The organism is Gillisella taibaishanensis (assembly GCF_001938985.1).
Taxonomy (GTDB): Bacteria; Pseudomonadota; Alphaproteobacteria; order Rhizobiales; family Rhizobiaceae; genus Allorhizobium; species Allorhizobium taibaishanense.
Genome location: NZ_MKIN01000022.1, coordinates 380777 through 400234 on the forward strand (window position 1 = coordinate 380777; position 19458 = coordinate 400234).

The window sequence follows — 19458 nt, forward strand, 5'->3', positions numbered from 1 at the left end:
GGATGAGAGCGGAAACCCCGGCTGCCGCAACCGCAAAACCTTGCAGAATGGCTGATGTCGAGGCGGCTGCTGTTTCGATTGAGTGAAGATCCTCATTAGAGGCCGCAACCAGCTTTTCGACGGCGGCCTTCTGGGCGAGGTAAAGATCACGCAGGCGTGTCAGGCTCTTTTCGCTATCCGCGCTACGCCCCGCCTTAAGCGCTGGCAGCAATACTGTTTCCACTTCCTGCCAGAAGATGGCGCTGGCCGGCTCCACCCCGTCCCTCAGCAGATGATCGAGTTTCGACGGCAGTTCGACGCCATGCCAGAAGGCAATCCTCTCATTGAAGCTGCGACGCAGTCGCGCCAGTTCTTCGGCATTGGCCTGAAGCCGCGCCGGCTCCGAACCCGCGTCCGTGGCGGCAACGTAAGCCTCGATCACAAACAGCGGCGGCGGCAGAATATCGGCAATTACGTCCTTGGCGTAGACGATCCGCTCATAAACCGGCCCGTTTACCTTCAGCCGCGTCAGGGCATAGAACATGATGCCACTCGACAGGACCAACCCGACGAACAAACTTGCCCCGAATAAGGCGAGGCTTCTAGAAAGGCTCAGTTTGCCCATGCCGCAATACTCCTTAACCATCACATGAGTGCGCCTGCCGTATCAATGACGCCGCAATCTGCGCGCCAACTGAAGAGGACAGCCCCGGAAACTCAATGAGTGTTCGCTGATATTAATTTAAATAATACTAAAAAATAAGTATTTCAGATTGCAATTTCCGGAATATCGCGTCGCCACGCTGCATTGCAGCATCACACTTGACTTCGGCCCGATCCTCGGGAAAACTTACGCACATGATCGCACTTTGCTCGACCCATCTCATGACCACCGTCACCACCGTTCCGCAGGGAACGTGGGGCTTTGGTCGTGTCGTCGTGAACTAGACGCGATCATCCCTGCAAACCCTGCCATGAAGAGCAGGGTTTGAACGCACCGCTGCTCTCTTGACTGATAAGGAGAACAGCCATGCCTGATAAACCCGCCCCGTCCATCGCAGCCGCCAGCCCTGTTGCCGCCAATGCCCGCTGGCCTGATGGGCTCGTCATCCGCGCCCAGCATCCCGACGATGCCGCCGATATTGCCGCTCTTCAAAGCCTGCCGGGCGTGCGCGCCGGAACGTTGCGGCCGCCCTACCCTGTTGAAGCCAATGTGCGAAAATATATCGAGGACCGCCAGTCCCAGGGCATGTCGCTTGTGGCCATCATGGATGGGCGAGTGGTCGGCAATGCCGGGTTGACCCAGGCGATTGGCCGCCGCAGCCACGCGGGCAGCCTCGGCATTGCCGTTCACGACGCCTATCACGGCCGTGGTATCGGTCGGGCGCTGATTGGCGAGCTTGTGGCAATCGCCGACGACTGGCTGAACATCGTCAGGCTTGAACTGACGGTATTTGTCGACAATGCCGCGGCCATCGCGCTTTACGAGAGCTTCGGCTTTACCGTCGAAGGCACGCATCGCGCCTTTGCACTACGCGCCGGCGCCTTTGTCGACGCCTACGCCATGGCGCGCGTCAGTGCTCTGAGCACGCGTTCATGCCAGGCAGAAGGGACTTCCTAAGGACCGGGCAAAGAAGAGACAGCCCGGTCCTTTCACCTTGTTGGGCGCTTTTTGAGGTTCACCCCTGTACTTTCCGAGGTTTGGAGGGTAGGAACAGCCCAAACATGCCCGCAATCGGCGGGCGTTGCGCTTTGTGCGCGACCCGATGATAGACATTTTCGAGAGATGACCCCATGACTGATTATGACGGCATCGTCCCGGCGATTGCCGAGGCCTTGCGCAAACGTGGCTATGCCACCCTCACCCCGGTCCAGCAGGCGATGATCGATAGCGATCTCGAAGGCCGGGATGCGCTGGTTTCGGCTCAGACAGGTTCCGGCAAGACAGTGGCCTTTGGTCTCGCACTTGCACCGACCCTGCTCGGAAGCGAGAATCGTTTCGACCGCGCCGTCAAGCCTTTGGCGCTGTGCATCGCCCCGACCCGCGAACTGGCCTTGCAGGTGCAGCGTGAGCTAGAATGGCTCTATGAAAACACCGGCGCGATATTCGCCACCTGCGTCGGCGGCATGGATATCAGAAACGAGCGCCGGGCGCTGGAACGCGGCGCGCATATCGTCGTTGGCACCCCGGGCCGCTTGCGCGACCATATTACCCGCCGCGCCCTCGACCTTTCGGGCCTTCGCGCCGTCGTCATGGACGAAGCCGATGAAATGCTGGATCTCGGCTTCCGCGAAGACCTGGAATTCATCCTGAAGGAATCGCCGGACGAGCGTCGCACGCTGATGTTCTCGGCCACTGTGCCGCGCTCCATCGCCGATCTCGCCCGCAGCTATCAGCGCAATGCCAAGCGCATCGAGACCGTGTCGGAACAGAAGCAGCATGTCGATATCGAATATCGCGCCATGTTGACCGTACCGGCCGACAAGGAAAATTCGATCATCAACGCGCTGCGCTACTACGAAGCGCGCAATGCTATCGTGTTCTGCTCGACCCGCGCCAACGTCAATCACCTGACCGCCCGCCTGCACAATCGCGGCTTCTCGGTCGTGGCGCTCTCAGGCGAGTTGTCGCAAAGCGAGCGTACCCATGCGCTTCAGGCCATGCGTGACGGCCGCGCCCGTGTCTGCGTGGCCACCGACGTTGCGGCCCGAGGCATCGACCTGCCCGGCCTGGAACTGGTTATCCATGCCGATCTGCCGACCAATTCCGAAACCCTGCTGCACCGCTCAGGCCGCACCGGGCGCGCCGGCAACAAGGGCGTTTCAGCCCTGATCGTGCCGATGAGCCAGCGCCGCAAGGCAGAACGCATTCTCGGCGGCGCCAATGTTCAGGCTGCCTGGGTCAAGCCTCCGTCTGCCGACGAAGTTATCGCCCGCGACGACGAGCGGCTGCTGGCCGATCCTGTTTTCAGCGAGACCATCACCGAGGAAGAAGGCGCGACTATTGCCCGGTTGCTTGAGGCACACGGCGCCGAAAAGATTGCCGCCGCCTATCTGCGCGCCTATCGCAGCACCCGCTCGGCCCCTGAAGACCTGATGGATGTGAAAATCCAGCCGGAGCGCCCCCGCCGCGAAAACGACGACTTCCAGCCCAACACGCCGCCGCGCCCGCGCAGCGAATTCGGCCCCAGCGTCTGGTTTTCGCTGTCGGTCGGCCGCCGGCAGAGCGCCGAGCCGCGCTGGCTGATCCCGATGCTTTGCCGCAACGGCAACATCACCAAGAATGAAATTGGCGCTATCAAGATGCAGCCGGAAGAGACTTTCGTGGAAATCGCGCAAGCCAATCTCGACCAGTTCCTGACAGCGCTTGGCCCCAACAAGACGCTGGAACGCGGCATTGTCGTCAAGCAATTGCCCGGCATGCCCGATTTCAATGCCCCGCCAAAGGAACGCGCTGCGCGCCCACCGCGCGACGACAGCGACTTTGCCGAACGCAAGCCGCGCGCCGCCTATGGCGACAAGAAGCCCTATGCCGCCAAGAGCGAAGCCCCGGAACGCCGCGTCTACAAGGACGACATGGCCAAGGCCGATGCCGACGTCTGGGGTGATTCCAAGCCAGCCTCGTCCAAGAAAAAGTCCAATGCTTCGGGCGACAGCAAAAGCTGGGACAAGCCTAAGACAGACTGGTCTGGCAAGCCGAAGGGCGACAAGCCCGCCTATGCCGGCAAAAGCGGCAAGCCATCTTATGGCGACAAGCCGAAGGCCAAGTTCGACGGTCCGGCCGGCGCCAAGAAGAAGAGCTTCAAACCGAAGGGCTGAGGTGAGAATTCAAAGCCCGGGCACGCGAAAGCATGTCCGGGCTTTTTCTATTACCGCGAACAGAACTGGCCGCCCCGTCAATCGCTCCGCCTCAACGTAATGCGCGTCAGCTCCGACGGCTTGCCGAGCCGCAGGGCAAAGCCCGGCCAGAGGGCGGTGCCGTTGTTGACATAAAGCTGCATGGCGCCGACCTGATAAAGGCCAGAGACGAAGCCGTTGTTGGCACGGGCAAACAACCGGTCGAAGCCGACGATCATTCCACCATGGGTATGGCCTGAGAGCTGCAGGGCGACACCCGCGGCGGCCGATCTTTCAGCCTGCATCGGCTGGTGATCGAGGAGAATGATCGGCGCATCGGCGGGCGCATTCCTGATGGCAAGAGGCAGATCCGACACGGGAGAGCCTGCCCGGGCGGCGGAAAGATCGTTGACCCCGGCCAAGGTCAGCCGCTGACCTTGGCGCTCGATCACGACATGGGCGTTTTCGAGCATCGTCAGCCCAAGTCCCTTGAAGTGAGCCATCCAGGCGCCCTGATCGAAGAAATATTCGTGATTGCCGGGAATGGCATAGACACCATCACGCGCCCTGAGCTTCGCCAGCGGCTCGACATCTGCACGGCGATGATCGAGATCGCCATCGATGAGGTCACCGCTAATCACGATCATGTCGGCGTCAAGTTCGTTTGCCTTGGAGATGACAGCCGCGGCCCACGGTGCCGGAAACAAGCGGCTGATATGCAGATCGGTCAGTTGGATGAGCTGATAACCGTCAAAAGCCGGCGGCAGCCTGGGAATGGCAATCTCTATGTCCTTTAAGGGCGGCACGCGAATGGCCTGCCCGACACCGATGGCAGACAGCGCAAGCGCAACGCCTCCAATGATATAACGCAGGACCGGAGGCACCAGCGGAAAATGGCCCTTCACCGCCATAAGCATAAGGGAGACCAGATCGAGAGCAATTTGAAACAGAGCCAGAAGGAAGAGTGCCCCGAGCAGAAAATTAAACGCAATGATCGCCGGCCTGGGCAATTCGGGCGAGAAGACAGAGCCGGAGCTGATCCGGCTGATCAAATGATACTGAGAGGCGAGCAGGAGAATGATCGCCACAATCGTTTTCACGGACCATAGCCACGGCAAGGGCTCGATGAAGCGCACAAGCACAATCAACCACGGAAGACCGAAAATTACATGAAACATCAATTACATCCTTGACCTGTTCCCCTGCATACGGGCCGCATCCGACAATGGATCACTGCCGAAAACCACAAAGATGCCAGTTCATGGACATCGGCAGGAGACAAGCTAAAGACTGAGAAGAAATTATGGGGCAACCTGCCTGCGGCCGCCATCTGACATTCGAATTGAGAAACTGTGCTTCCGGTTCCGCCATGCGCTCGGAAAGTCTTGGACAAATTCTGGGCGGTGGTCAGCCGGCGGCGGAACGGGAGGCATCGTCAAGGGATAACCGCCCACTCCAAACGCACCGGCTCACTCACCTTCATTTGAGATAAACGCCCCTAGGCTTACTTGCCTCGCAGCGTAAACTGACCGAGATTGCAAAGATCGGCTTTGCTCATCAGGTCATAATAGCCGGAATCCTGCTCCATCTCTCCCAGCACGCCATATTTGCAGGTGCCGTCATTCGGCACGGTAACGATGCGGCTTTGGTTCTTGCCGACACTATGGCCATTCAAAACTTCCACCTTGCCGCCCTTGCCGTCTATGGAACGGAAGGTCAGCCGGATGATTGCCGAGTTGGTCTTGTTGACGAATAGAAAACGGTGGCTACCGGATGCAGCAGAAACGGTTGAAGCCATGGTAAGAGCGGCCACGCCGCATATAAAACTTGTCAGTAAACGCATAATGTCCCCACGATATCGATGCCGAAAAAGACGTCGAGCGACGTGACAAACCCGGCATGAACAAGATCAAAACCGCAAGGTGCTCCGCCTCGATATCCCTCGGCGCAAACAGCCCTGGCCCAGATTTCCTCTGCGCATTGAAAGACATGCGCCCGCACTATTGCATAATTCCTTAAACCGGAATCGATTCAGAAAAAAAATTATGCAGCAGATTTTTATTGAGGCCGCAGTCCATATGCGTTTGACAAACTGCATGACGCCGCAGGGCATTACATTACGCCCGGCTGAAATTTGAGAGCCTCTACCAACGCGGCGATTGCCTCATCAAGGCGTCAGAAACGCATTAATCAACCGCCGATCAGGTCCAGCCATTCATCCTCGGTCATCACGGCAACACCAAGCTCGCGCGCCTTGTCCAGCTTGGAGCCGGCGCCGGGACCTGCCACCACGTAATCGGTCTTTTTCGACACCGACCCCGCCACCTTGGCACCGAGACCTTCGGCACGGGCCTTGGCCTCGTCACGGGTGAAGCGCTCCAGCGAGCCGGTGAAAACCACCGTCTTGCCGGCAACGGGACTATCACCGGCCACCACCGCTTCCGCATCAAGCGGCGTCACTTCTTCCAGCAGCCGTGAGACCACGTCGAGATTGCGGGGTTCCTTGAAGAACTCGACAATCGAGGCGGCGACGACTTCGCCGATGCCCTCGATGCTGTTCAACTCGTTCCATGCCTCCCCGAATTTCGGGGCTGCCTGCTGCATTGCCTCGGCAAAGGCCTTGTAGGAGCCGTAGGAGCGGGCCAGCAGCTTGGCAGTGGTTTCGCCGACATGACGGATGCCAAGCGCGAAGATGAAGCGATTAAGGGCGATGTCGCGCCTTGCATCGATTGCGTCGAACAGCTTGCGCACGCTGACCCGTCCGAAACCTTCGATGTTTTCCAGCTTGGTCAGCGTCGAGCCTTCCTGCCGCTTCTTCAGCGTGAAAATCTCGGGCGCGGTGCGGATCTGCAGCGCCGGATCTTCGCTGTCGAAGAAGAAGTCCACCTGCTTGGTGCCGAGACCCTCAATGTCAAAGGCATTGCGGGAGACGAAGTGCTTGATATGCTCCTTGGCCTGAGCCGAGCAGACGAAGCCGCCAGTGCAGCGCGTCACCGAATCGAGCTTGCCGGTCTTCTCGTTTTTTTCGCGCACCGCATGGCTGCCGCAGACCGGGCAGGTCTTGGGAAACTCGTATTTAACAGCGGTCTCGGGACGCTTCTCCGGCACAATGTCCAGAACTTGCGGAATGACATCGCCGGCCCGCTGCACGATCACGGTATCGCCGATGCGGATATCATGGCCCTCTTCGCGGATGCGTTCGCCGCCATTGCCAATGCCTTCGATATAGTCGGCATTGTGCAGCGTCGCATTGGTCACGACAACACCGCCGACGGTGATCGGCTCCAGCCGCGCCACCGGCGTCAATGCGCCGGTGCGACCCACCTGGATGTCGATGGCCTCGACCTTGGTAAAGGCTTGTTCGGCCGGAAACTTATGCGCCGTCGCCCAGCGCGGCGAGCGCGAGCGAAAGCCGAGCCGTGCCTGCAGGTCCAGCCGGTCGACCTTGTAGACCACGCCATCGATGTCGTAATCCAGATCGGCACGCTGCAAGCCGATCTCACGGTAATGGGCAATGATCTCCTCGACGGAAGACAGCCTGCGTGTCAGCGGATTGACCGGAAAACCCCAGCGCTTGAAGGCCTCAACCATGCCCGATTGCGTCTCGGCTGGCATGGTGCTGATCTCGCCCCAGGCATAGGCAAAGAATTTCAGCTTGCGGCTGGCCGTCACCTTGGGATCAAGCTGGCGCAGCGAGCCTGCTGCCGTGTTGCGCGGATTGACGTAGGTTTGCTTGCCCTCTGCCTCCATTTGCGCGTTGAGCGCCAGGAAGTCGCTTTTCGCCATATAGACTTCACCGCGCACTTCCACCACGTCAGGCGCGTCAGCGGGAAGCTCGGTCGGGATTTCCTTGATGGTCAGGATATTGGCCGTGACATTCTCGCCGGTCGCACCGTCACCGCGCGTCGCCGCCGTCTTGAGCTTGCGGTTCTCGTAGCGGATCGACATCGACAAGCCGTCGATCTTAGGTTCGGCGGTAAACGCGATGGAATTGTCAGGCATGACGCCGAGAAACCGATAGACGGAAGCGACGAAATCCGTGACGTCCTCATCGGAAAACACGTTGTCCAGCGACAGCATCGGTCGGGCATGGGTGACCTGAGAGAAGATGCCGACGGGTGCAGCACCCACGCGCTGCGAGGGGCTATCGGTGCGCACCAGCGTCGGGAACCGCGCCTCAATCGCGTCATTGCGGCGTTTCAGTGCATCGTAGTCGGCGTCGGAAATCTCCGGCTGGTCCTTGCCGTGATAGAGCGCGTCGTGATGGGCAATGGCGGCGGCCAGCCGGGTCAATTCCGCCCTCGCCTGCTCTTCGCTCAAATCCTCGACCGCGATCAATGCATCCGCCATGGCTGTCTCCCTGATAACGCGTTCAGGTCTTACCCGAAATTACCTGAAAAAAAAGAGCTCATGCGGTCGGCATGGTCGCCTTGTCGAGATCGATCCACGCTTTCAGCGGCAGATGGTCGGACGCGAGCCGGGCGAGCGGGCTGTCATGCACCTGCATCTCGGCGATCAACCCGGGGCGGTTGGTCATGATCCTGTCCAGCGCCAGCACCGGCAGCCTCGCCGGAAAGCTTGGGACCGGCGGCGGCAACGGGCCGAACATCGGCTCCAGCCGGTTGAGCGCAGAACCCGGCCCGACCCGCCATTCGTTGAAATCGCCCATCAGCACGGTCGGGCAATCCGCCCGCTCGCGCATCAGGCCGAGAATGAAATCTGCCTGCTGGCGGCGCGCCCAGCGCAACAGACCGAGATGCGCGGCGATGATCCTGAGTTCGCGCCCGCCGCTGAGCTCGATTTCCGCCACCACCGCGCCGCGCGGCTCCAGCCCCGGCAGCACGAAAGGATGCACATTGCGCACCACGCCTTCGCGAAACAGCAGCACATTGCCGCGCCAGCCATGGCTTTTTGCAAGACCCGACACGGCGACCCGACTAAGGCCCGTCTCCCCCTGCAGCCGCTGCAAATCTAGCAGCCCAAGCCGCTCGCCGAATCGCTGATCGGCCTCCTGCAGCGCGATCACGTCGGGGCCGATCTCGCGGATTACATGGGCGATCCGCTCCGGATCGAATTTGCCGTCAATGCCAACGCATTTGTGGACATTGTAGGAAGCAACCAGCAGGCCTGGCCGTTCCTTTGCCGCGTTGTCCATGCCAGCCGACGGCCGGCTGCGGCGATTGCGCAGCGAAGTCAGCATTTGCCGGCGAAGGGAGTGAGGCTTTTTCGTCATGACCATCTAGGAGCCTGTCAGGTTCAGATCGAACCTGCCGGCTCTAACCTCTTTTGATTTCGCTTGTCTCTTCGGGAAAACCGGTTTCCACTTTTCCCTGACAAGCTCTGGGAAATAAGTTTCAGACTTTGCATGTCCACCGTTTCACAGCATCAACGACCCTAGCCACAGCACCCGCTGCATCAGTTTCAGCAGGAACGGCCTGTTATGCAGCGCCTCCAGCGTCACCTCCTCGGCGCCCTCGCGGCTCTCATCCATGCGGGCAGCAACGAAGCCGGCAAATTCTTCATCATAGACTTCCAGATCGATCTCGAAATTCAACCGCAGCGACCGGGCGTCGAGATTGGAAGAGCCGACAAAGGCCCATTTGTCATCGACGACCAAAAGCTTGGAATGATCGAACGGTCCAGCCGAGCGAAAGATCCGGCAGCCGTCGCGGATGATTTGCTCGAATTGAGCATTCATCGCATGGCTGACGACGGCGAGATTGTTTTTGGAGGGTACGATGATCTCCACCGCCACGCCACGGCGCGCTGCGGTCGCCAAGGCGGAAAGGAAAATACCATCGGGCAGGAAATAGGGAGACATGATGCGGATCGAATGCTCGGCCACCGAAAAGGCGCCGATCAGCATGCGGTGATTGCTTTCCAGATGCGCATCCGGCCCTGACACGACGGCACGGGCGAATGGCGTTGCCCCCGCCTCGCCTGCAGCGAGATGCAATTGCCAGGCCTCGCTATTGAGCGCCTCCTCCGTCTCGAAATGCCAGTCGTCAGCGGCCACGGAAAACAGTTCAGCGACGACAGGCCCGGTGACATGGAAATGCGTGTCTCGCGCTGCATGCGGCCCGGCAAAGGCCTCGCGAATATTCATGCCTCCCATGAAGCCGACAGCACCGTCCACAACCAAGATCTTGCGATGGGTGCGCAGATTGGCATAGGGCAGCCGGAGGCCAACGATGACCTTGCCGTTGAACGACGCGACCAGCACGCCACCTTCCTCGAGATAGCCGACAATGCTCGGCACGCTGTAGCGGGCCCCGACGGCGTCGATCAGCACCCGCACCTCGACGCCGCGCCGCCGCGCCGCGATCAGGCAATCGGCAACCCGCAATCCGATGGAATCGCGATCGAAAATATAGGTCTCCAGCAACACGCTGTGCTGAGCGGCATCGATTGCCGCGCACATGGCGTCATAGGCCGCGTCGCCACTCGCAAGGGGCACCAACCGGTTACCTGACGTCAGCGGATGACGGGTGACCCGCTCGCCCAGATGCCGCAGCGCCTCGAGCCTACCGCCGAATTGCGCGCTAACCTCGCCTTCCGCAACGGCGTAATGCGACAGCACGCCTTCCATCTGGCTGCGACGCAACGCCCTGCGCGCCATATAGGAGGCGCGGCGCATGCGGTTGACGCCGGCCATCGCGTAGATCAGCGCGCCGATGACCGGCGAGAGGATGATCACCCCAACCCAGGAAATCGCCGATCGCACGTCGCGCTTGGTCATGGCCGCATGCACGGCCGCAACCGTGCCCATCACCGTCGACAGGATGAATAGAAGATGCGGCCAGTAGTGGGAAATCAGGTCGAGCATCAAGGACCGGGGGAACGGAGGCAGGAGAATGCGGCAAGACGCAGCACGGACTTGAGGTAGATGGGCGCAAACGTCTGGCACATGGCTTTGTTCCCCTCATCGCGCCCGCCGCCGAAGAGCCGAGCGACTGAACGCGGATTGTTGCGAGCAACGCCCACCGCGTCAATATCTGTCAGTGATCGCCGGCCAGCAACTTCGCCGCAGCCGCCCTCGCCTCGTCGGTGACGGAGGCGCCGGCCAGCATGCGGGCGATTTCTTCGCGACGGTGGTCGGGTCCGATCATCGCCACACGGGTGGCGATCTTCTCGCTGCCGTCGCTTGCCGGTCCCTTGGAGATGAGGAGATGCGTGGCGGCCCGCGCTGCCACCTGCGGCGCATGGGTAACGGAGAGCACCTGCACCCGCTCCGAGAGCCGTTTCAGCCGCTGGCCGATAGCGTCGGCCACAGCACCACCAACGCCGGTGTCGATCTCGTCAAACACCAGGGTCGGCGCCGAGCCACGATCGGCGAGCGCTACTTTCAAAGCCAGCAGGAATCTGGACAATTCACCGCCGGAGGCGACCTTCATGATCGGGCCGGGCCGCGTGCCAGGATTGGTCTGGACATGGAATTCCACGACATCGATGCCATCGGCCGTCGCATTGTCGCCGTCCGCAGTCACTTCGACCATAAAGCGGGCGCGCTCCAGCTTCAGGGCGGGCAATTCCTGCATAACGGCATCGGCAAGCGAGGCCGCAGCATTGCTGCGCTTGTCGGACAGGGACTTGGCGGCGGAGAAATAGGCGGCCTTGGTCTCGGTCACAGCCTTTTCCAGTTTGCCGAGTTTTTCCTCGCCGGCATCGAGATCAGCGAGATCGGTGATCATCTTTTCGGCAAGCGCGGGAAGGTCAGCGACCATGACGGAATATTTGCGACCGGCAGCACGCAGCGCAAACAGACGCTCCTCGACACGCTCCAGTTCTCGCGGATCGAATTCAGTACGCCTGAGCGCCGATTCAACCTCCATCTGCGCGCTCGACAACGTATCGAGGGCGGTTTCCAGCAGGCTGACCGTATCCTCCAACAAACCGGGCGCCTCGGCGCTCTTGCGCTCCAGCCGCCGCATCAGCGAAGCGATCATCGGCACGGGCGAGCCATTGCCGTTCAGGAATTCGCTAGCCTCGGCAATGTCACCGGCGATTCGCTCGGATTTCTGCATGCGCGAGCGGCGTTCGGCCAGATCCTCTTCCTCACCGTCCTGCGGGCTGAGACCCTCCAGCTCCTCGACGGAGGCGCGCAGATAGTCGGCCTCGCGGGCGGCGGCTTCAACCTTGGCTTTGTGGGTCTTGAAGCTCCGTTCGGCCTCGCGCCAGCGGCGATAGCTCTCGCCAAGCGCCTGTGCCTCTTCGGTCAGGCCGGCAAAAGCATCGAGCAGCAGCCGGTGAGCGCCGGTATCGACCAGGGCGCGATCGTCATGTTGGCCGTGAATTTCAACGAGATATTGGCCCGCCTGGCGCATCAACTGGACGCTGACCGGCTGGTCGTTGACATAGGCGCGGGTACGGCCATCCGCCGACTGCACCCGGCGGAAAATCAGGTCGCCATCGTCATCGATGCCGTTTTCGCGCAGCATCAGCCGAGCCGGATGGGTCATGGCCACGTCGAACACGGCGGTCACCTGCCCCTTGTCCTCGCCATGGCGCACCAGCGAGCCATCGCCGCGCCCACCGAGGGCCAGCGACAAGCTGTCGAGCAATATGGATTTCCCTGCCCCGGTTTCACCGGTGAGCACGGAAAGACCGGCCGAGAAGCCGAGGTCGAGCCGCTCGATCAAGACGATGTCACGGATCGAAAGCTGGACGAGCATGGGTGTTTACATCTCTCGCAAGACGACGGAGGAACCGTCTATGATCAGGACGAGCCGAGCAGCAGTTTCTTGCCGGCCTTGGAAATCCAGCTTTCCTGCGATTCCTGCGGCGAGACGCCGCCGTTCTTCAGCAGATCGAAGCTGTCCTTGTACCACTTGCTGTCAGGATAATTGTGACCGAGAACCGCTGCCGCCGTCTGCGCTTCCTGCACCACGCCCATGGCATAATAGGCTTCGACGAGACGCGCCAGCGCTTCCTCGATCTGGTTTGTGGTCGGATACTGCTCAACGACATTACGGAAGCGCTGGATCGAAGCGAGATATTCCTTACGCTCCAGATAGTAGCGACCGATCTGCATTTCCTTGCCGGCCAGCTGGTCACGGGCAAAACGCATCTTTTCCTGAGCATCCGAAACATATTCGGAGGTCGGATAAGTCTTCACCAGCTTGTCCATCGCCTCAAGCGTACGGGCAGAATATTTCTGGTCCTGCGTGACGTTCGGGATCTGGCGCCAGTTGGACAGGCCGATCAGATACTGAACATAGGCCGAATCCTTGGTCGACGGATAGAGCGTCATGTAGCGCGTACCGGTTGCGATCGCCTCGGTATACTTGCCCTGGCGATATTTGACGAAAGTGCTCATGACAAGCGCCTTCTGCGACCAATCCGAGAACGGGTTCTGCTTGTCGACGGCGTCAAACTTACGCGACGCTTCGGCGAGATTTCCAGCCTTGATATTGGCGAGACCCTGATCGTAAAGCTGTTCCGGAGGATCGGTCTCAGCACTGAGCTTGGTAATATCGATGTCCTTGTCGGTGTTGCAGGCGCTCAAAAGAGGCGCAACACTGACGACGGACAAGCAAATGGCAAGCATCCGTGCTGACTGGTTGATCATGGAAGGCTTCACTTCACTCATACGACAGATCCCAATTGCAGCGGCGCTTCAAAAGCCATCGCGTCCGCATGGCGTTTTAGCCATAAAGATAACGGCAGGGCAACGCAATGGTGATGATTTAACGCATTTTTATGGCGCTCCGCCATAATCCCTCGTTTTCTCCCGCCATCATCACACCCGACTTGCCGTGAAAGGCAAACTGGCAGATGAAAAGCGCCTCCTCTACAGCGCCACGCGTCTTATAAAACGCGCAGAGGACGCTGTAAAACTTTAAATCCCCGGCACAATGCTTGAGTCGATTCCGATTTAAGGATTATGCCGTCGCGATCATTCTTGCGAAACCTCGTCCGGTCCAGCCCATTTCGCGCCGTTAGTCGTCCCGTCCCCAGAAAACGTGAGGACAGAAGCAGAAGCACATATGCAAAACGGCGCCTCACGGCGCCGTCTGTGATTTGTCGACGAATGCCGACTGGATCGTTTTTTGGCGACTTACGCCGTCCAGGGCGCAAAGCCAGGAGCGTTGATCGCAACGAATTCGCGAGCGCGGGCCTTGCCGCCGCGGGCGCCGGGAGCCTCAACCACTTCATAGGCCGAAGCGTCGGACAACAGAGCCTTGAGAGCCATGGAATTCATCTTGTGGCCACCGCGATAGGAACGGTAGCAGCCAATGAACTGTGCGCCAGCGAGAGCCAAGTCACCAACGGCGTCCAGAGTCTTGTGGCGGGCGAATTCGTCCGGATAGCGCAGGCCTTCGATATTGACGACCTTATCATCGTCAGAGATGACGACGGAATTTTCCAGCGACGAGCCGAGCGCGAGACCAGCAGCCCAGAGACGCTCGACATCACGCATGAAGCCGAAGGTGCGGGCGCGCGACAATTCCTGCTTGAAGGTCTGAGCCGTCAAATCGCCCTGCCAGGACTGGCGACCGATCAGCGGGCAATCGAAGTCGATTTCGACTTCGAAGCGCGTACCTTCATAGGGACGGAACTCCGCCCAGGACGCACCGTTGTCGACGCGAACAGGCTTCATCACGCGGATATAACGGCGCTTTACACCGAGGCTAACAATGCCGGCCTGTTCGATGGCGTCGATATAAACAGCAGAGCTGCCGTCCATGACAGGCGTTTCCGGACCATCAACCTCAACGACCAGGTTGTCGATGCCGAGCGAATAAATAGCGGCCATCACGTGTTCGACGGTGGCAACCCAATGGGTCGGCGAAGAGCCGAGAACGGTGGAAAGATCGGTATTGCCGACCTGCGAGGCGACTGCTTTCAATTCGGTGACGGAACCATTGGCGTGCTGGCGGTGGAAAACCACGCCGGTTCCGGCTTCAGCCGGCAGAAAGCTCATGGTGACGGGCTGACCGGAATGCACGCCGATACCCTTCAGGGTGACCGGCTGAGCGATAGTGGTCTGAAAGCTCAACAACCCGATTGCCATAAAAATTCACCCTTTCAAGTCTTCAATTCCCGCGCCAGCCGCCTTGCCTTGGACCCGGCTCCGTTCGCGGTTGCCTGATCACGCCCGGCCGCCGCTCGTCTGCTGGTTCTTTCGGCCGGATACCGGCCCGTCTCGCGCTCTTCGTTATCCGGGATATACGTTTGGAAACGCAACAATCCAAATCAATGTTTCTTTCCGATTGTTACGAAACCGAATCTTTGAAAAGGCCTTGGAAAACTGTGGATTACCGGTGCTGTCTCACCAAAAAAACCGGGTGACGAAACAGGCAAGCCCGGGTCTCGTGACCCGGGCTCCCCAGAAATTTACGTAAAAACGAACCGATCGGTTCGAAATCGATCGGTTTGCCCTCTGGAATCACCTGAGAGGAAGAAGCGGGTCGGAAAACCGGGGACACCGATTCTCCGACCTCATCCTTAATCTCAGTCGATCTGACCTCAGTTGGACTGGCGGCGCAGGAAGGCCGGGATTTCCAGCTGATCGTCATCGTGAGCAGCACGGCTCTGCGGCACCTGACGGCCTTGGTCGTCAAGATTGCCGCGACGCGGCGCGTAGAGGCTTGCTTCCGGCGACAGCGGACGGCGCTGCTGGGACGCAGCAGCCGGAGCCGGCGTGGTCATGTCAGCCGAGACATTATCTTCTTGGCGGCCAAGCGAGTTGGTGATGCGGCGCAGAAGGCCCATCGGACCACGATCCTCGGAAGCCTGCTGGGCGGCTGGCTGGCTGCGGTGATCGAGTTCTGCCTGCACGACCGGCGGGAAATCTTCCATCTTCGGCATGCGGGACTGTTCGGCCTGACGCATGACCGGAGCGGCCGGTTCCTGACGAACCACAGGCGCAACGGGCTCTTGGCGGAACGTCGGCTGCGGAGCAGGAGCGGCAGGCTGCATGGCTGGTGCTGGCTGCGGTGCGCGGGCAACCGGCTGTTCCGGAGCTGCGAAGGAGGCAAACAGCTTGCTCTGCGGGCGGAAATCGTCAGCGGCCGGAGCAGCAGCGACTGGAGCCTGTGCGGCAACAGGCTGAGCCGACATGGCAGCCTGACGGGCGACGGCGATTTCGAGCTCGCGTTCCATTTCAGCTTCGGCATTGCGGATCTGCTCGGCGACCGGGTCGAGCGGACGTGTTGCGAAGATCGATGGTGCAGGAGCAGCCGGTGCGACCGGTGCAGCAGCGACCGGTGCCGGCTGCGGAGCAGGAGCGGCCTGCGGGATGGCGGCCGAAGGACGGATCATCGGCTTGGAAATCGTGCGCATTTCAGCGCCGCGGGCTTCCAGAGCATTGGCGGCGCGGTCGATGCCTGTCGCAACGACGGAGACGCGGATCAGGCCTTCCAGCGCTTCGTCGAAGGTCGCGCCGAGGATGATGTTGGCGTCGGCATCGACTTCTTCGCGGATGCGGGTTGCGGCTTCGTCGACTTCGAACAGGGTCAGGTCACGACCACCGGTGATCGAGATCAGCAGGCCCTGGGCGCCCTTCATCGAGGTTTCGTCGAGCAGCGGGTTGGCGATGGCAGCTTCGGCAGCCTGAAGCGCACGGCCTGGGCCGGAAGCCTCGCCGGTGCCCATCATGGCGCGGCCCATCTCGCGCATCACAGAACGGACGTCTGCGAAGTCGAGGTTGATCAGGCCTTCCTTGACCATCAGGTCGGTGATGCAGGCAACGCCGGAATAAAGAACCTGGTCGGCCATGGCGAAGGCATCGGCAAAGGTCGTGCGATCGTTGGCGATGCGGAACAGGTTCTGGTTCGGGATGACGATCAGCGTGTCGACCGACTTCTGCAGGGCGTCGATGCCGGCTTCAGCCAGACGCATGCGGCGCGCGCCTTCGAAATGGAACGGCTTGGTGACGACGCCGACGGTCAGGATGCCCTTGTTGCGGGCGGCCTGGGCCACGACGGGAGCTGCACCCGTGCCGGTGCCGCCGCCCATGCCGGCGGTGACGAAGCACATGTGAGTGCCATTCAGGTGATCGATGATCTCATCAATGCATTCCTCGGCAGCGGCGCGGCCAACTTCCGGCTGCGAGCCTGCGCCGAGACCTTCGGTGACATTGGCGCCGAGCTGGATGATCCGCTCTGCCTTAGTCATGGTCAGGGCCTGGGCATCGGTATTGGCAACAACGAAATCCACGCCCTGAAGACCGGCGGTGATCATGTTGTTGACGGCATTGCCGCCGCCACCGCCAACGCCGAATACGGTGATGCGCGGCTTCAGTTCGGTAATATCCGGCTTGTTCAGATTGATGGTCATGTTACCCGTTCCTTCTTTCCCTGGCCGCATCGCCACGCTGGCCATGTCTTGTCTCTATTGCTGATCGCGCCTCGAATCGGTCTTCCGCCCGCAAGGCGCAGGTCCTCAAAAACTCTCTTTCAACCATTGTCCCACGCGCATCATGCGGCTGTTGCCGGAGCCAGAGGAGAACAAGCCTCCCTGCCCCACAGCGATCTCCTGATCGGCCACCTGCGGGTAGATCATCAGACCTACCGCGGTGGAGAAGGCCGGTCCCTTGGCTGCCACAGGCAGACCAGAAACGCCCATCGGCCGTCCGATCCGAACGTTGCGGGCGAGCATCCGCCGCGCGACTTCCGGAAGACCGGTCAATTGGCTTGCGCCGCCGGTCAGGACCAATCGCTTACCGACCACGGGGCTAAAGCCCGATGCGTGGATCCGGTCGCGAATCATCTCCAGAGTCTCTTCAATACGCGCTTGAATGATTCGCGTCAGCAAAGAACGTGGAACTTGGATCGGTAAATCGCGATCGTCTTCGCCGATTGGCGGAATTGCAACAACATCACGCTCTTCCGAGCCGTTGGCGAAGGCCGAACCATGCACCACCTTCAGCCGCTCGGCATCTTCGATCCGGGTCGAAAGACCACGGGCAAGATCGGTGGTGACGTGATGGCCGCCAATGGCGATCGCATCCGTATGGATCAGCTTACCTTCGGCAAACACCGAGATAGTCGTCGTGCCGCCGCCCATGTCAATTGCGGCACAGCCGAGCTCGACTTCGTCGTCGACCAGGGCGGCAAGACCGCTGGCATAGGGCGTTGCTACCAGACCTTCGACGGTCAGGTGAGCGCGATTGATGCAAAGCTCGAGATTCTTCAGCGCCGGACGCTCGGCCGTCACCACATGCATGTCGACACCAAGCGTATCGCCGAACATGCCGAGCGGATCGCGGATGCCGCGCTCGCCGTCGAGCGAAAAGCCCGTGGCCAGCGAATGCAGGAGAACCCGGTCGCGCCGCTGCGACTGATGGCTGGCGGCGGACAGAACCCGCTTCAGGTCGGCGCCTTCGACTTCCTGGCCGCCAAGATCGATGGTGGCGGTATAGACGTCGGAGCCGATCCGGCCGGCCGAAACGTTGACGATAAGGCTATCGACAGTCAGCCCGGCCATGCGCTCGGCGGCATCGACGGCGAGCCGCACGACGCTTTCCACCGATTCGATGTCGGAGATGACGCCGGACTTCATGCCGCGCGACCGCTGATGGCCGATGCCGATCACCTCGACATTGTGGGTGCGGCCCGGCAGCACGTCGCTTTCCTTGCGCGGCGTCAGCCGGCCGATCATGCAGACGACCTTGGTGGAGCCGATATCGAGAACCGATACGACGTGGCTACGCTTGTGCGACAATGGCTTCATGCGGGGCAATCCGAAAGAGGAACCGAATACGCTCATGTCTCCTTCTCCGCCTTTGCCAGCGCCTTGGCGCGGGCCGTCACGGCTGCCTGTCGGCGCGCAAGCGCCTCGGGGGTCAGCTGTACGGTCATCCGGTCGGAGAGCCTGAGATCGACGGCAGCGATGTCGCGATCCAGCAATTGTTGATCTGCATCCATCTTGGCGAGGCGCGCCATGGCGGCATCGACATCGTCTTCAGGCAGTTTCACCACGACGCCGTTGTCGAGATAGAGATCCCAGCGGCGGCTGGCGACGCGGACATAGGCCTTGACGCGGCCGGTGATCTTCGGCCAGGCGGCAAATTCACCCGCGATATCCTGGGCAGCGGCCTCGGCATCGCGACCAACGAACAGCGGCAGAGTTGCAAACTTGTTGTCACGCAGCGGCGCGATGATGCTGCCGTCCTTCTCGATCAGCGAGAGGTCGGAACCGTGCTGCCAGATGCCGTAAGCCTCGCGTTCCTTGATGTTCACTTCGATGGTGCGAGGATAAATCTTGCGCACTTCGACCTGCTCGACCCACGGCAACGCCGCGACCTTACGGCGGGCATCGTCAGCATTGATCGCGACAAGCGAGGTAGCGCCATCAAGGCCGAGCGACTGCAGCACGTCGATCTCGGACGTATGCACGTTGCCAGACAGCTTGACGTCTTCGACGGCAAAGCCGGCGGTCGAGGTCATGGCCTCGGCGAAATCGGGCCAATGGCCGCCACGCACGATGCCGAAACCAGCAACCGCAACGACGTAGGCCGCAAACGAAACCTTGCCGAGATGTTCTGGCACCGCAACCTTGCCGGAGCAGAGCGCGATGACGAAGCGCATCATCCTGCGTGCAGGACGCGGCAGAATCATCAGGCCGTCATCGGCCAGGCTCGGCGCACGGTAGGGCGCCGGCTTGCGAGCCTTGACAGACTTCAGTCCTTTTCCGGAA

The 19458-nt window shown here is 60.7% G+C and carries 13 protein-coding genes; 2 read left to right on the plus strand and 11 right to left on the minus strand.

Annotated features, from left to right (window positions below; translation table 11 throughout):
* Nucleotides 1–1009 precede the first annotated feature (1009 nt).
* The gene (locus BJF91_RS12995; RefSeq protein WP_075614927.1) at nt 1010–1600 is read left to right on the plus strand and encodes a GNAT family N-acetyltransferase; all 591 of its coding nucleotides are present in this window, start codon (nt 1010–1012) and stop codon (nt 1598–1600) included.
* 173 nt (nt 1601–1773) lie between these two features.
* Nucleotides 1774–3798, plus strand: coding sequence for a DEAD/DEAH box helicase (locus tag BJF91_RS13000; RefSeq protein ID WP_075614928.1), 2025 nt, complete (start codon nt 1774–1776; stop codon nt 3796–3798).
* A 77-nt stretch (nt 3799–3875) separates the two neighbouring features.
* On the opposite strand, the gene BJF91_RS13005 is transcribed toward BJF91_RS13000, so the two are convergent.
* The 11 genes from BJF91_RS13005 to BJF91_RS13055 all read right to left on the minus strand — a co-directional run bounded on the left by BJF91_RS13005 (nt 3876) and on the right by BJF91_RS13055 (nt 19445).
* Complete coding sequence (locus BJF91_RS13005; protein WP_075614929.1) at nt 3876–4994, minus strand: metallophosphoesterase; 1119 nt, start codon at nt 4992–4994, stop codon at nt 3876–3878.
* A gap of 326 nt (nt 4995–5320) precedes the next feature.
* Entirely contained in the window at nt 5321–5614 is a 294-nt protein-coding gene (locus tag BJF91_RS13010; protein ID WP_075614930.1) for a hypothetical protein, read from the minus strand.
* 392 nt (nt 5615–6006) lie between these two features.
* The gene (ligA, locus tag BJF91_RS13015) at nt 6007–8166 is read right to left on the minus strand and encodes an NAD-dependent DNA ligase LigA (protein ID WP_075614931.1); all 2160 of its coding nucleotides are present in this window, start codon (nt 8164–8166) and stop codon (nt 6007–6009) included.
* Nucleotides 8167–8224: 58 nt separating this feature from the next.
* Nucleotides 8225–9049, minus strand: coding sequence for an endonuclease/exonuclease/phosphatase family protein (locus BJF91_RS13020; protein WP_075615618.1), 825 nt, complete (start codon nt 9047–9049; stop codon nt 8225–8227).
* Between the two features lie 144 nt (nt 9050–9193).
* Nucleotides 9194–10642: a phospholipase D-like domain-containing protein gene (locus tag BJF91_RS13025; RefSeq protein ID WP_075614932.1), complete on the minus strand. Its 1449-nt coding sequence runs from the start codon at nt 10640–10642 to the stop codon at nt 9194–9196.
* Nucleotides 10643–10814: 172 nt separating this feature from the next.
* Nucleotides 10815–12488 carry a DNA repair protein RecN gene (gene recN / locus BJF91_RS13030; protein WP_075614933.1) on the minus strand — a complete coding sequence of 558 codons (1674 nt, stop codon included), beginning with the start codon at nt 12486–12488 and terminating at the stop codon, nt 10815–10817.
* Nucleotides 12489–12532: 44 nt separating this feature from the next.
* Entirely contained in the window at nt 12533–13405 is an 873-nt protein-coding gene (locus tag BJF91_RS13035; RefSeq protein WP_184412684.1) for an outer membrane protein assembly factor BamD, read from the minus strand.
* 468 nt (nt 13406–13873) lie between these two features.
* Nucleotides 13874–14830 (minus strand): UDP-3-O-acyl-N-acetylglucosamine deacetylase, encoded by a 957-nt coding sequence (lpxC, locus tag BJF91_RS13040; protein ID WP_075614934.1) that lies wholly within the window; start codon nt 14828–14830, stop codon nt 13874–13876.
* A gap of 455 nt (nt 14831–15285) precedes the next feature.
* Nucleotides 15286–17097 (minus strand): cell division protein FtsZ, encoded by a 1812-nt coding sequence (gene ftsZ, locus BJF91_RS13045; protein WP_075614935.1) that lies wholly within the window; start codon nt 17095–17097, stop codon nt 15286–15288.
* Nucleotides 17098–17202: 105 nt separating this feature from the next.
* Nucleotides 17203–18528, minus strand: coding sequence for a cell division protein FtsA (ftsA, locus tag BJF91_RS13050; protein ID WP_075614936.1), 1326 nt, complete (start codon nt 18526–18528; stop codon nt 17203–17205).
* Nucleotides 18525–19445: a cell division protein FtsQ/DivIB gene (locus tag BJF91_RS13055; protein ID WP_075615620.1), complete on the minus strand. Its 921-nt coding sequence runs from the start codon at nt 19443–19445 to the stop codon at nt 18525–18527. The genes ftsA and BJF91_RS13055 overlap by 4 nt, the downstream gene beginning before the upstream one ends.
* Between the last annotated feature and the right edge of the window lie 13 nt (nt 19446–19458).

Bases quoted from the DNA above. Each gene is read 5' to 3' on its own strand.
- ligA (WP_075614931.1), bottom strand. From the start codon at position 8,166: ATGGCGGATGCATTGATCGCGGTCGAGGATTTGAGCGAAGAGCAGGCG.
- ftsZ (WP_075614935.1), bottom strand. From the start codon at position 17,097: ATGACCATCAATCTGAACAAGCCGGATATTACCGAACTGAAGCCGCGC.
- BJF91_RS13005 (WP_075614929.1), bottom strand. From the start codon at position 4,994: ATGTTTCATGTAATTTTCGGTCTTCCGTGGTTGATTGTGCTTGTGCGC.
- BJF91_RS13035 (WP_184412684.1), bottom strand. From the start codon at position 13,405: ATGAGTGAAGTGAAGCCTTCCATGATCAACCAGTCAGCACGGATGCTT.
- BJF91_RS13020 (WP_075615618.1), bottom strand. From the start codon at position 9,049: ATGACGAAAAAGCCTCACTCCCTTCGCCGGCAAATGCTGACTTCGCTG.
- BJF91_RS12995 (WP_075614927.1), top strand. From the start codon at position 1,010: ATGCCTGATAAACCCGCCCCGTCCATCGCAGCCGCCAGCCCTGTTGCC.
- recN (WP_075614933.1), bottom strand. From the start codon at position 12,488: ATGCTCGTCCAGCTTTCGATCCGTGACATCGTCTTGATCGAGCGGCTC.
- lpxC (WP_075614934.1), bottom strand. From the start codon at position 14,830: ATGGCAATCGGGTTGTTGAGCTTTCAGACCACTATCGCTCAGCCGGTC.
- BJF91_RS13025 (WP_075614932.1), bottom strand. From the start codon at position 10,642: ATGCTCGACCTGATTTCCCACTACTGGCCGCATCTTCTATTCATCCTG.
- BJF91_RS13000 (WP_075614928.1), top strand. From the start codon at position 1,774: ATGACTGATTATGACGGCATCGTCCCGGCGATTGCCGAGGCCTTGCGC.
- BJF91_RS13010 (WP_075614930.1), bottom strand. From the start codon at position 5,614: ATGGCTTCAACCGTTTCTGCTGCATCCGGTAGCCACCGTTTTCTATTC.
- ftsA (WP_075614936.1), bottom strand. From the start codon at position 18,528: ATGAGCGTATTCGGTTCCTCTTTCGGATTGCCCCGCATGAAGCCATTG.